This window comes from Enterobacter sp. MGH119 (assembly GCF_001037675.1).
Taxonomy (GTDB): domain Bacteria; phylum Pseudomonadota; class Gammaproteobacteria; order Enterobacterales; family Enterobacteriaceae; genus Enterobacter; species Enterobacter hormaechei_C.
Window position 1 is genome coordinate 1,689,383 of record NZ_KQ089929.1, and the last position, 13,391, is coordinate 1,702,773.

12 protein-coding genes are annotated in these 13,391 nt (G+C 55.9%); 6 read left to right on the forward strand and 6 right to left on the reverse strand.

Annotated elements, in window-relative coordinates:
• Positions 1–42 precede the first annotated feature (42 nt).
• A complete protein-coding gene (gene aat / locus SK53_RS08050; RefSeq protein WP_003858309.1) occupies positions 43–747 on the forward strand; it encodes a leucyl/phenylalanyl-tRNA--protein transferase in 705 nt (234 codons plus the stop codon).
• 284 nt (positions 748–1,031) lie between these two features.
• Positions 1,032–1,250, forward strand: coding sequence for a translation initiation factor IF-1 (infA, locus tag SK53_RS08055; RefSeq protein WP_002211347.1), 219 nt, complete (start codon positions 1,032–1,034; stop codon positions 1,248–1,250).
• A gap of 71 nt (positions 1,251–1,321) precedes the next feature.
• Here infA and SK53_RS08060 read toward each other — a convergent pair whose 3' ends face one another.
• The 3 genes from SK53_RS08060 to clpS form a co-directional block, all read right to left on the reverse strand.
• Positions 1,322–1,783: a hypothetical protein gene (locus tag SK53_RS08060; protein WP_080316471.1), complete on the reverse strand. Its 462-nt coding sequence runs from the start codon at positions 1,781–1,783 to the stop codon at positions 1,322–1,324.
• 466 nt (positions 1,784–2,249) lie between these two features.
• Positions 2,250–4,529, reverse strand: a complete 2,280-nt coding sequence (gene clpA / locus SK53_RS08065; protein WP_006809407.1) for an ATP-dependent Clp protease ATP-binding subunit ClpA — start codon at positions 4,527–4,529, stop codon at positions 2,250–2,252.
• A gap of 27 nt (positions 4,530–4,556) precedes the next feature.
• On the reverse strand, positions 4,557–4,877 hold the full coding sequence (clpS, locus tag SK53_RS08070; protein WP_006174393.1) for an ATP-dependent Clp protease adapter ClpS: 321 nt from the start codon (positions 4,875–4,877) through the stop codon (positions 4,557–4,559).
• Between the two features lie 267 nt (positions 4,878–5,144).
• Here clpS and cspD point away from each other — a divergent pair, with 267 nt between their 5' ends.
• Complete coding sequence (cspD, locus tag SK53_RS08075; protein ID WP_006809408.1) at positions 5,145–5,366, forward strand: cold shock-like protein CspD; 222 nt, start codon at positions 5,145–5,147, stop codon at positions 5,364–5,366.
• 70 nt (positions 5,367–5,436) lie between these two features.
• Here cspD and macB read toward each other — a convergent pair whose 3' ends face one another.
• Positions 5,437–7,377: a macrolide ABC transporter ATP-binding protein/permease MacB gene (macB, locus tag SK53_RS08080; protein WP_045350872.1), complete on the reverse strand. Its 1,941-nt coding sequence runs from the start codon at positions 7,375–7,377 to the stop codon at positions 5,437–5,439.
• Positions 7,374–8,489 (reverse strand): macrolide transporter subunit MacA, encoded by a 1,116-nt coding sequence (macA, locus tag SK53_RS08085; protein ID WP_017384842.1) that lies wholly within the window; start codon positions 8,487–8,489, stop codon positions 7,374–7,376. The genes macB and macA overlap by 4 nt, the downstream gene beginning before the upstream one ends.
• A 159-nt stretch (positions 8,490–8,648) precedes the next feature.
• Here macA and SK53_RS08090 point away from each other — a divergent pair, with 159 nt between their 5' ends.
• The gene (locus SK53_RS08090) at positions 8,649–9,605 is read left to right on the forward strand and encodes a VirK/YbjX family protein (RefSeq protein ID WP_022650714.1); all 957 of its coding nucleotides are present in this window, start codon (positions 8,649–8,651) and stop codon (positions 9,603–9,605) included.
• Here SK53_RS08090 and SK53_RS08095 read toward each other — a convergent pair.
• Positions 9,602–11,260 carry an ATP-dependent endonuclease gene (locus SK53_RS08095; RefSeq protein WP_023324396.1) on the reverse strand — a complete coding sequence of 553 codons (1,659 nt, stop codon included), beginning with the start codon at positions 11,258–11,260 and terminating at the stop codon, positions 9,602–9,604. The two genes, SK53_RS08090 and SK53_RS08095, sit on opposite strands and share 4 nt — an antisense overlap.
• 291 nt (positions 11,261–11,551) lie before the next feature.
• Here SK53_RS08095 and aqpZ point away from each other — a divergent pair, with 291 nt between their 5' ends.
• Both aqpZ and SK53_RS08105 read left to right on the forward strand, forming a co-directional pair.
• The gene (aqpZ, locus tag SK53_RS08100) at positions 11,552–12,247 is read left to right on the forward strand and encodes an aquaporin Z (protein WP_026080729.1); all 696 of its coding nucleotides are present in this window, start codon (positions 11,552–11,554) and stop codon (positions 12,245–12,247) included.
• A 180-nt stretch (positions 12,248–12,427) separates the two neighbouring features.
• Complete coding sequence (locus SK53_RS08105) at positions 12,428–13,327, forward strand: LysO family transporter (protein ID WP_022650712.1); 900 nt, start codon at positions 12,428–12,430, stop codon at positions 13,325–13,327.
• The last annotated feature ends 64 nt before the right edge of the window (positions 13,328–13,391 follow it).

Genomic DNA, 13,391 nt, shown 5'->3' on the forward strand with positions numbered 1-13,391 from the left:
ATATTTGTAGCGTCCTCTCTCGCGTACTGGAGTTCTGTTGTCATGCGCCTGGTGCAGCTTTCTCGCCATAATATTGCGTTCCCTTCACCGGAGGGGGCGCTGCGTGAACCTAACGGCTTGCTGGCTCTGGGCGGCGATCTCAGCCCGGCACGGCTCTTAATGGCTTACCAGCGCGGCATCTTCCCTTGGTTTTCGCCTGGCGACCCGATCTTATGGTGGTCTCCCGACCCGCGAGCCGTGCTGTGGCCTGGGCAGTTTCACCTGAGCCGCAGCATGAAGCGGTTTCATGCAAAATCACCCTTTCGCGTCACGCTCAATCACGCCTTCGGCCAGGTTATCGAAGGCTGCGCTGAAGATCGTCATGAAGGCACCTGGATAACCCGCGATATCATTATCGCCTACCACCAGCTTCATGAGCTGGGCTACGCGCACTCTATTGAAGTATGGAAAGAGGATAACCTCGTCGGCGGAATGTACGGCGTGGCGCAGGGCACGCTGTTCTGCGGTGAGTCGATGTTCTCCCGTGCCACGAATGCGTCAAAAACCGCGCTGCTGGTGTTTAGCGAGGAATTTGCCCGACGTGGCGGACGGCTGATGGATTGTCAGGTGCTGAATGAGCACACCGCCTCGCTCGGCGCCGTTGAAATCTCCCGCCGACACTATATCGAACATATTGAACAATGCCGAAAAGAGACCCTTCCACGCGATTTTTGGGTTCCCAGAGCGCTCTTTATGCCCAATGCCTAAATGTTTTCCGCATATTTTTTATGAGGGTGTTATAATTATGCCGCAGAGTAGCTTCTGCCTGTTGCCCCGCCGCCGTTTGGGACCCTCGCTTCAGATAACGTCCTGACGTTTATCCTGTCGTCTCCCCTTTACGAATGCGCTTTCCGTTCGGTTGTACCGTGACGCTTGGGCAATACGCTGAGACTGTTTTGCTGCGTTTTAAACGCGCAATTCTTTACTTAATTGAGGAATTTCGGCATTATCTTGCCGGTTCAAAACTTGGTAGTGATACCCCAGAGGATTAGATGGCCAAAGAAGACAATATTGAAATGCAGGGTACCGTACTTGATACGTTGCCTAATACCATGTTTCGCGTAGAACTGGAAAACGGTCACGTGGTAACTGCGCACATCTCCGGTAAAATGCGCAAAAACTATATCCGCATTTTGACGGGCGACAAAGTGACTGTTGAACTGACCCCGTACGACCTGAGCAAAGGCCGCATTGTCTTCCGTAGTCGCTAATTGTTTTCGCCTGTAATGGCAGATGAATATTTAAAAGGTCGGGATATTCCCGGCCTTTTTTATTTATGGTCTTAGTGTGGCTGTGTCGGCAGATGTATAGTCATGCTCGGGTTCATAGGTACGATTAAATCTTCAGCTATCGCGTGGGTAATGTCATGCAGCAGTCCCGTCAGGTGCGGCAGCATATCGCGGTCAACATGCGATACCAGCAGCACATGGTTTAACGCCCGGCAGTAGTCGCATTTCGTTTCGGTATCTTCCAGCAACCACTCTTTTTGTCGCGGTTGCTCCGCGTCGTCCTCAAATTCAACCACCTGAAAATCACGCATTGACTCTGTGAGGCCGGATTTCACCTCTTCCAGGTAGGCTCCGAGGCAACGGCAAACGGGCTGCGTTTGCGGAAGTGATTTGCAGTCGAGGAGGATTTCGGTGAGCAGTTTGCAGCGCTCGGCAAGGGTTGGGAGATCGGGGTTGAGTGAGAGTTCGCTATAGAGCTGGGAGATAGACTGGTTTTCCATATTCATAATTTCCATATTAAAAGCTGAAAACTACCACCAGAAACGCCAACTTCGGGTGGCAGACTGAACCGGTTTGGCGTACCGACCATATGGAAAATCGGCGCTTCAAAAGAAGCCCCGGTTCAGTCCACCATAATAGAAGATACGGATTATACCGCAGCTAAAAAAAGAGTGAACGAAACCAATGATGTTGCGTTAGCAACATCTTTCCATATGTGTGTAATCAGGACGCCAATCCCGACACCTGATTTTGCAGGTGCGCCGCCATTTTATTACTGTGAATTTATCCAGCAACTGACTTCGAAAGAATCTGGAAAGCGCCTCGCAAAATTCCTCTGCGGTCTGTTGCCCTCACCCCAACCCTCTCCCACGGGGAGAGGGAGAAAACACTAATAACGACAACACTGTTGTCGTTTTGCTTTTACCCTGGCACGCATAAAAAAACCGGGCTTTTGCCCGGTTTTTAGACCTACGTAAGAAATCAGTGAGCCGCTTCCGGCTTGTGCTTCGCCGCACTCTGGAAATCGTACGTCAGTTCGTTCTTCGCCTGATCCAGCCCTACCGTTACCTGGCCGCCGTCCACCAGCGAGCCAAACAGCAGCTCGTTCGCCAGCGGTTTTTTCAGGTTGTCCTGAATCACGCGCGCCATCGGACGGGCACCCATCGCACGGTCGTAGCCTTTCTCAGCCAGCCAGTTGCGGGCCTCCTGGCTCACTTCCAGCGACACGCCTTTCTGATCCAGCTGAACCTGCAACTCGACGATGAACTTGTCCACCACCTGATGGATCACCTCGGTAGACAGGTGATCGAACCAGATAATGTTGTCCAGACGGTTACGGAACTCCGGCGTGAAGATCTTCTTGATCTCTTCCATCGCATCGGTGCTGTTATCCTGGTGGATCAGGCCGATGGATTTACGCTCGGTTTCCCGCACCCCCGCGTTGGTGGTCATCACCAACACCACGTTGCGGAAATCGGCCTTGCGCCCGTTGTTATCGGTCAGCGTCCCGTTGTCCATCACCTGCAACAGGATGTTGAACACGTCCGGGTGCGCTTTCTCGATTTCATCGAGCAGCAGGACCGCGTGCGGATGCTTGATCACCGCGTCAGTGAGCAGGCCGCCCTGGTCAAAGCCCACGTATCCCGGAGGCGCACCAATCAAACGGCTGACGGTATGACGCTCCATATACTCGGACATATCAAAGCGCAGCAGCTCAATGCCCAGCGCTTTGGAGAGCTGAACCGTTACCTCGGTTTTACCCACACCGGTCGGACCGGCGAACAGGAAGGAACCAACCGGCTTGTGGTCATGCCCCAGGCCAGCACGAGCCATCTTGATCGCTTCGGTTAAAGCCTCAATGGCTTTATCCTGACCAAAGACCAGCATTTTCAGGCGATTGCCGAGGGTGCGCAGCGTATCACGGTCGCTCTGAGAAACGCTCTTCTCAGGAATACGCGCGATGCGGGCCACCACGGACTCGATATCCGCCACGTTCACGGTTTTCTTACGCTTGCTGGCTGGCATCAGGCGCGCACGCGCACCCGCCTCATCAATCACGTCAATCGCCTTATCTGGCAGATGACGGTCGTTAATGTATTTCACCGCCAGCTCCACCGCCGCACGGACCGCTTTCGCGGTGTAACGCACGTCGTGGTGTGCTTCGTACTTGGTTTTCAGGCCGTTGATGATCTGCACCGTTTCGTCAACCGACGGCTCGGTAACGTCGATTTTCTGGAAACGACGCGCCAGCGCACGATCCTTCTCAAAGATGTTGCTGAACTCCTGGTACGTCGTGGAGCCCATCACGCGGATCTTGCCGCTGGAGAGCAGCGGTTTAATCAGGTTAGCCGCATCCACCTGGCCACCGGAGGCCGCACCTGCGCCGATAATGGTGTGGATCTCATCGATAAACAGGATGCTGTTGGTATCCTGCTCCAGCTGTTTTAACAGCGCTTTGAAGCGTTTTTCAAAATCACCACGGTATTTGGTGCCCGCCAGCAGCGAGCCGATGTCCAGCGAGTAGATGGTGCAGTCAGCGATCACTTCCGGCACGTCGCCCTGCACAATGCGCCAGGCCAGCCCTTCGGCAATCGCGGTTTTACCCACGCCAGATTCCCCCACCAGCAGCGGGTTGTTCTTGCGTCGACGGCACAGCACCTGGATGGCACGCTCCAGCTCTTTGTCGCGGCCAATCAGCGGGTCGATACCGCCAACGCGAGCAAGCTGGTTAAGGTTGGTGGTGAAGTTTTCCATACGATCCTCCCCGCCTGCTTGCTCTTCATTGCTGTTGATCTGTCCGCTGGGATCCGATGCCTGGTTAGGCTCGTCTTTTCGCGTTCCGTGAGAGATGAAGTTGACCACGTCGAGCCGGCTGACTTCGTGTTTGCGCAGCAGGTAGGCCGCCTGGGACTCCTGCTCGCTGAAGATGGCGACCAGGACATTGGCGCCAGTCACTTCGCTACGTCCGGAAGACTGGACGTGGAAAACCGCGCGCTGCAACACGCGCTGGAAGCTGAGCGTCGGCTGCGTGTCGCGCTCTTCTTCACTGGCTGGCAGCACCGGTGTGGTTTGTTCGATGAAGGCTTCGAGTTCCTGACGTAGCGCCACCAGATCCACGGAGCAGGCTTCCAGCGCTTCGCGGGCAGATGGGTTGCTAAGCAGTGCGAGCAGCAGGTGCTCGACGGTCATAAACTCATGTCGGTGCTCACGCGCTCTGGCGAAAGCCATGTTTAAACTGAGTTCCAGTTCTTGATTGAGCATAGGCACCTCCCCCAATTTTATGCCTTATCAGGCCTTTTCCAGCGTACACAGCAACGGATGCTCGTTCTCCCTCGCATAGTCATTCACCATCGCTACTTTGGTTTCCGCGACTTCGGCAGTGAAGATGCCGCAGATCGCTTTGCCACGATAATGAACGGTAAGCATCAGTTGCGTTGCACGTTCAACATCATAAGAAAAGAACTTTTGTAGCACGTCAATAACAAATTCCATTGGCGTGTAATCATCGTTCATTAACATAACTTTATACATAGATGGCGGTTTTAGCGCGTCGCGCACTTTATCTTCCGCCAGCTGGTCAAAATCCAGCCAATCGTTGGTCTTACCCATTATGCATAACCACTTTGAATCTACCTCAGATGTTAGATAACAATCATCTATTACTGTCATCCGCGATGTCTGTCACAAACTGTTGCAATAGCGTTAACTGCCTCAAATTTTGGTTGATTATTGTCCCAACTCCAGCGCCAAACGCTTGACGGCTTCTTCCGTTTCTCTAAATTGTACAAGCGTGAGTTGGCGAGGTTTTGAACAGCCCCCACTCCACCACCGGTTCATTCCATCTTAATTTATAAGATTTACGAAGGATGTCGAAGCATGGAAATGGGTACTGTTAAGTGGTTCAACAACGCCAAGGGGTTTGGCTTCATTTGCCCCGAAGGCGGCGGCGAGGATATCTTCGCTCACTATTCCACCATTCAGATGGATGGTTACAGGACGCTCAAAGCCGGGCAGTCCGTCCGGTTCGATGTACACCAGGGGCCAAAAGGCAATCACGCCAGTCTTATCGTGCCCGTTGAAGCAGAAACGGTTGCATAGCTCTCTGATTCATTGTGTACACCCCGCAGGCAAAATGCCAGCCCGATCGGCTGGCATTTTTATTTTCGGGCTATTCCCGCGCCAGCGCATCCACCGGATCGAGCCGCGCCGCGTTTCGCGCCGGCAGCCAGCCGAAAAGAATACCGGTGAAGGTGGAACATAAAAACGCCGTCAGGATCGCCATCGGCGAGAAGCCAATTTCCCAGCCCGGTAAGAAGAGCTGGAGCGCGAAGGCGATCATCATCGAAAGCGCAATCCCCATCGCGCCTCCCACCAGACACACCAGCACCGCTTCAATCAAAAACTGCTGGAGCACGTCGCTGGCTCTGGCCCCGACCGCCATGCGGATGCCTATCTCCCGCGTACGTTCGGTCACCGACACCAGCATAATGTTCATCACCCCAATCCCGCCGACGACCAGCGAAATCACCGCCACCAGCGTCAGGAACAGCTGAAGAGTACGTGTGGTCTTTTCCGCCGTTTTCAAGAGGCCGTCCATGTTCCAGGTGAAGAAATCCTTTTTCCCGTGGCGCAGGGTTAACAGCCGCTCAAGCTGCTGTTCCGCCAGCGCGCTGTCGTAGCCCTCCTTCACTCGCACGGTAATGGAGTTAAGCCAGGACTGCCCCATAATGCGCCCGGAAATGGTGCTGTATGGCAGCCAGACGCGCAGGATCTTGCTGCTGCCAAACATGGACTGTTTCTCTTCCGCCACACCAATCACCGTGGCGGGCATGTTACCCACCAGGATCACTTCCCCCACTACACGGGTTTTATTGGGGAAAAGCTGTCTGCGCGAGTTCGCGTCCAGCACCACCACCTGCGCCCTGCCCGCCAGCTGCTCCGCGTTGAAGGTCGCCCCTTCGCTAAAGGTCATGCCGTAGACGTTGAAGTAATCTCCGCTGACGCCGTTAGCACTGGCCGCCACGTCGATGTTGCCGTAGCGCAGACGCAGGTTTTGCGACACGGCAGGCGTGGCGGAGTTCACCCACGGCTGCTTCTGAATAGCCGCCAGATCGTCGTATTTCAGCGCCTGCTGATACTGCGGCTCGTCGTCGCCAAAATCTTTGCCGGGGTAAACGTCGATGGTGTTAGTCCCGATGGCCCGAATATCCGCCAGCACCAGCTGTTTCGCCGCATCGCCCACCACCACAATCGACACCACCGAGGCAATACCGATAATGATGCCGAGCATGGTCAGCAGAGTGCGCATTTTGTTGGCCGCCATCGCCAGCCAGGCCATGTTCAGCGCCTCGCGGAAACCGCTGGAAAACTGGCCCCAGCCGGTGGACGCAGGCAAAGCTTCTTTCGCCGCCGCCGCTCTGGACTGACGCGGCGGCGGGTTGCTGACCAGCTCGCCGTCGTGGATCTCGATGATGCGTTCCGCCTGCGCCGCGACCTGTGGATCGTGGGTGACGATAATCACCGTATGCCCCTGATCGCGAAGCTGATGCAGGATCGCCATCACCTCTTCACCGGAATGGCTGTCGAGCGCACCGGTTGGCTCATCGGCGAGGATCACCTGTCCGCCGTTCATCAGCGCGCGGGCAATACTCACGCGCTGCTGCTGACCGCCGGAAAGCTGCGAAGGCTGATAATCAACACGCTCCGCCAGCCCAAGACGCGTTAACAGCGCCTTCGCGCGTTCAAGGCGTTTTTTGCGCTCGACGCCCGCATACACCGCCGGCACTTCCACATTCTGCGCCGCGCTCAGGTGTGAAAGCAGATGGTAACGCTGAAAGATAAAGCCAAAATGCTCGCGACGCAGCTTCGCCAGCGCGTCGCCGTCCAGGGTGGAAACATCCGTCCCGGCCACGCGATAGGTGCCGCTGCTGGGCTTATCCAGACAGCCAAGAATGTTCATCAGCGTTGATTTACCCGAGCCCGACGCCCCGACAATCGCCACCATTTCACCGGCTTCAACGCGCAGGGAGATGCCCTTCAGCACCTCCACCGGCCCGTCGCCGGACGGATAGCTGCGACGAATGTCATTCAGCTCAAGCAGCGCCGTCATTGCGCGGCTCCAGGCAGGGTTTCGCTGGTGACCACTTCTTCACCCTCTTCCAGCCCTTTTACCACCACCACGTCGGTGTCGTTACGCGCGCCAATCACTACTTCCCGCTCGCGGGTTTCGCCGTTGCGCAGCACTTTCACCTTGTAGCGATTGTCCCCGGCGGATTCGCCCAGCGCGGAGAGCGGAACCGTCAGCACGTTTTTCACGCCGGTCAGCTGGATATGCACCTGGGCGGTCATGTCCAGACGCAGCACGCCCTGCGGGTTTGGCACCTCAAAACGCGCATAGTAGAAGATGGCGTCGTTAACTTTCTCCGGCGTCGGCAGGATATCTTTCAGCACCCCTTCATAGCGGGTTTGCGGATCGCCCAGCACCGTAAACCAGGCTTTCTGCCCCGGCTTAAGGTGAATGACGTCCGCTTCGGATACCTGGGCTTTCACCAGCATGGTGCTCATATCCGCCAGGGTCAGGATGTTTGGCGCCTGCTGCGCGGCGATGACCGTCTGGCCTTGCAGGGTGGTTATCTGCGTCACTTCCCCGGCCATTGGCGCAACGATTTGCGTGTAATCGAGGTTGGTTTTCGCCGTATCCAGCGAGGCCTGATTCCGTTTGATTTGCGCATCGATGGTGCCAATCTGCGCCTGCTTCACCGCCAGCTCCGTGGCGGCTGTGTCCAGATCCTGTTTCGAGATGGCCTGCGTTTTCGCCAGCGCCTGCTGGCGCGTCAGGGTGACCTGAGCGAGATTACGCTCCGCCTGAGCCTGCGCGCGCTGCGCGCGCAGCTCCATCAGCGTCGCTTCCACTTCGCGGATCTGGTTTTGCGCCTGCTCAGGATCGATCACGCCCAGCAGCTGGCCTTTTTTAACCTTATCGCCAATCTCAACTGACAGGGTTTTAAGCTGACCGCTGACCTGCGCGCCCACGTCAACCTTACGCAGGGCATCCAGTTTCCCCGTCGCCAGCACGTTTTGTTGCAGCTCGCCCGGACGAACAATCAGCGTTTGATACTGTGGTACCGGCGCGTTCAGTACCTTCCATAACCAGAATCCGCCCGCTAACACCACTACCGCCAGCAGCAGAAACAGCTTTCTGCGTTTTCCCTTCAGGTTCATAAATATTCCAAATAGTTGTTCTGGCTATCATCACCGTTGATTTTATCTAAACCACTCCTCAACGAAACCCCCGATCCCCGTAATCGTCGGGAATTGTTTACCCGATGTTGATAAAGCGCCTGCTGAAATAGCGATATTCCACCAGAAGCAGGATCTAACATGTCTTCCATCGTCGATACACCTTATTCAACGCTGCCCCAGCCTAAATCGGGCTGGCAACTGTTTAAAAGCCTGACATCGGGTTCCCTCACGCCGGGGCTGGCGTGGCAAAATCCGGCATATCGACGTAAGTTTATGTTGCGCTCGCTGGCAACGCCGTTCACCACTGCGCGCCTGCTCGGAAACCTTGCAAAACAGCCCCGTCTGATGCAGATCCTGCGCGTGCAGCCCGGCCTGCCGTGCCGCCTGCACCGGCCGTGGCTGACCGTAAATATGGGTCGTCAGAATACGCTGGACGCATTGAACGATCACTATCAGATGATGAGCCGCCATCTTCCGGCGTCGCTGCTGAACGGCTACCTCTCCAGCCAGGGCATCACGCTGGTGACGTTAACGGGCAAAGAGGAACAGCAGTTTAGCGTTCGCCTGAGCGCGGATGCGTTTCTGGACAAAGAAGGGGAAGCGACCCTCACTTTTTGCGACCACCAGAACACGGTGCTGGCCGAGCTGACCTTTACGCTGTGCAAATACCAGGGCAAAACAACGCTCTTCATCGGCGGAATGCAGGGGGCGAAAGCGCATGTCCCGCACGAGCACATTCAGCTGGCGACCAAAGCCTGTCACGGACTGTTCCCAAAACGTCTGCTGGTTGAAGCGGTCATGACGCTGGCAGGCGCCTTCCCGGTCGAGCAGATCCTCGCGGTGAGTAACGCCACCCACATCTACCGCAGCTGGCGCTATCGCAAGAAAAAAGAGGGAAAATTGCTGGCTGACTATGACAGCTTCTGGCGCTCCCTTGGCGGACAGCAGCAGGATAACGGCAACTTTGCCCTGCCACTGACCATGCCACGCAAACCGATGGAAGAGATTGCGAGTAAAAAACGGTCCGAATACCGCCGCCGCTATACCCTGCTTGATAGCCTGATCCAACAGGTTTCGCAGGCGACTGACCGCTAATCGGCCCTCCCGCGAGCCAGCCAGAGGACGCGGGAGAACATTTTACGCAGCAGCGTGGGCACCGACTCCACGCCTCGCCTGCCGGCTTCCGTCGCGACTTCAATGGCCAAATCCGGTTTTGACGACCGATGGATAGCTTTGGCAATCACCCGACGCATGTTCATGGGTACATCCACCGGGATCATCGCCACGCGGTGAAAGACGTCGTCAAATCCCTGACGGTACATAAAGTGCTCCATGTCCATCGCAGGCAGCGCGGTCAGATGTTCCCGCTCCTCTTCACGATCGTTATTGAGCAGGCTGCGCACGGTCGCCGCATATTTTTTACCCGCCTCATCGCCATCCACCAGCACGTGCCACTCTATCCCCATCCGGCGCGCAAATTTGATCAGCGGTTTTAAGCCAGACTGAGCAAATTCGATCACTTTGATCCCTTCGGCATCAAAGTGGTGCCCGCACTGGCGAGCCAGCTCGTTTATCACCCAGGTTTCCGTTTCCCCTTCCACCAGCAACCAGCAGCGAGCAAACAGGGAAGAGGCACGGTTAAAACGGATATGAAACGCAATCCGTCGGCCATCTTCGGCATTTAACCCGCCGGGCCCGAGCCGGTAGGCGGTGACCCGCGACGATTCACGCACCAGGCGGCAGACATACTCTACCGGCGTCAGAGAGAGCAGCTCTCCGGAATTCGTGGTGGTGACTCGCTGCAACGGCAGCAGATTAAGAAGATGCCACGCCACGGAAAGCATAATCGGGTGGAGCCGCGTTTCCGGATCTTCCACCAGCAGCAGCGGGCGCGCGTCCCGATCCAGGCGCACCGTCCCTTTCGCCTGTAAAAGCGTGGAGAATAAACCCAGCAGGATCACCCGATGCGTACGCCCGCCGGGGCGGTCGATCATGCGGTTGATAATATCGAGATAGCGCCAGCTTCGTTGTTCATCGTGCGAGCGGCGACGCATCAGACGGTGGCGCGCCTGCCCCGTTCCCTGCTCGGAGAAGTAGTGCTCCAGCAGTTGTACCATGGCAGACAGTCCCTGACGGATCTGGCCGTCGGTGAGGTTCTGCGGCCGTGAGACCAGTTCACGGGCGAGGAAATCCAGTTCGCGGGCGGTTACTTCCACCTCGGGCATATTCGGCACGGTGCCGTTACGGATCCGCCGCATAAAACGCGCGTCGCGTAAGCGCAATACGGGGGAGAGGCGGATAAGATGTCGGGCAAGCTCGTCAATATTATCGAGCGGGATCGGATTCCCCTTCTCATCAAGAAATTCACGCAGGGTTAATACCCCGTCGTTTTGCGCCATTTCGCCCTCAAGGCGATAGAAAATACGCTGGAACCCATCTTCACAGGGAACCCAGCAGGCCGACATAGGGCGAAAACGACGCACGCGATGGCGGCCGGGCTCGGATTCGCGGAAGGTCAGAATGATATGCAGGTGTTTCTCGCGCCCGTTGACATCCCCCGGCGGAAACCAGAAGTCATCATGAACGAAGTGGTACAAGTTCTCTTCGGGCGAAAGCAGCAGCGTCAGGGCATCCAGCAGGCTGGATTTACCCCAGGCGTTTTCGCCTATCAGGACGTTGTTCTGTTCCAGTTGCAGCGACAGGCGGTTAATCCCGCGAAACCCGACAATCTCCACACGTTCGAGTAGCATACATCCCCCGCAATTCGGCCACTTTTTCCTTCAAGTTATCAGCAGTATAGCGGCAGGCTGTGGGTCACGACAGCAGAATATACGCCCCCTTAATTATTGGGCTATGCTCTAATTACCTCCGTTCTGAACAAGGATTGACATCACATTGCCTTAAATCAAATTTAGTGAATTTATTTGAGTGGCGAAGGGATGTTGATGGTTTCAAAATACTGGCTCTTTGAGTCGTCATCCCTTTATGGCGATATAACCCGCGCGCAGGAATGGGCGCGGACGTTTATTATTGAGGTGGTTATGTTCAGAAAATTAGCGGCAGAATGCTTTGGCACATTCTGGCTGGTGTTTGGTGGCTGCGGTAGCGCAGTACTGGCAGCCGCATTTCCGGAATTAGGTATTGGATTTGTCGGCGTCGCGCTGGCATTCGGTTTAACCGTATTAACCATGGCATTCGCCGTGGGGCATATTTCCGGCGGTCATTTCAACCCGGCCGTCACATTAGGTTTATGGGCGGGCGGACGTTTCCCGGCGAAAGATATTATTGGCTATATTATTGCCCAGGTTATTGGCGGTATTATTGCCGCGGCGGTGCTGTACGTAATTGCCAGCGGAAAAGCCGGGTTTGACGCCGCGGCCAGCGGATTTGCGTCGAACGGCTTCGGCGAACACTCGCCAGGCGGCTACTCAATGCTGTCTGCTATCGTGATTGAAATTGTGCTCACCGCAGGTTTCCTGTTGGTGATCCACGGCGCAACGGACAAATACGCGCCTGCGGGCTTTGCCCCCATCGCTATTGGTCTGGCGCTGACGCTGATCCACCTCATCTCCATCCCGGTGACCAACACCTCCGTTAACCCGGCGCGCAGCACCGCGGTGGCTATTTTCCAGGGCGGCTGGGCGCTTGAACAGCTGTGGCTATTCTGGGTGATGCCAATTATCGGCGGTATTCTGGGCGGCGTGCTGTATCGCACCCTGCTGGAAAAACGCGATTAATGGTTTTCCCCCCTCTCCCTGTGGGAGAGGGCCGGGGTGAGGGCATCAGGCCGCACCACCCCAAATAGACAAGCCGGGTAAGGCGTAGCCGCCACCCGGCTTTTTTTGTAGCTTTACCTCACAGCCTTTATTGGGTAGTGTCTCTGGCGCTTAACTGATACTCAAAAGGACCGGCTGTTCATGTTCTCAGGACTCCTCATCATTCTTCTGCCCCTGATTGCGGGCTACCTTATTCCGCTGCGTCATGAATCGGCCTTAAAGCTTATTAATCGTTTTCTCAGCTGGATTGTTTACGTCATTCTGTTCTTTATGGGGATCAGCCTGGCCTTCCTGGATAATCTGGCGACGAACTTGCTTTCCATCCTGCATTATTCTGCGGTTACGGTAGTGGTTATTCTGCTGTGCAATATTGCCGCGCTGTTCTGGCTGGAACGCACTATTCCCTGGAAAAATCACCATCATCAGGAAAAGCTTCCCTCCCGTATTGCGATGGCGCTGGAATCATTAAAGCTGTGCGGCGTGGTGGTACTCGGTTTTTTACTGGGTCTGACCGGCTGGGCATTTTTACAGCACGCAACGGAAGCCAGCGAATATACGCTTATTTTCCTGCTCTTCCTGATTGGTATTCAGCTGCGAAATAATGGCATGACGCTGAAACAGATTGTCCTTAACCGCCGGGGCATGATGGTTGCCGTTATCGTTGTGGCCAGCTCACTGGCGGGGGGAGTGATTAACGCCTTTATTCTCGATCTGCCGCTGAAAACCAGCCTGGCGATGGCGTCCGGTTTCGGCTGGTATTCGCTCTCAGGTATTCTGCTGACCGAATCGTTTGGTCCGGTGATCGGCAGCGCCGCCTTCTTTAACGATCTGGCGCGCGAGCTGATAGCCATCATGCTGATCCCCGGCCTGGTACGCCGCAGCCGCTCTACTGCGCTGGGCCTGTGCGGGGCCACCTCAATGGACTTTACCCTGCCGGTGTTACAGCGCTCGGGAGGGCTGGAGATGGTTCCTGCCGCCATTGTACACGGCTTTATTCTGAGCCTGCTGGTACCCATTCTGATGGCGTTCTTCTCAGCCTGATACTGCTTTGGCGGTAGTGAACCTGCCGCCAAAATTGCGCTAAATCAATAACCCTCCACTTAGT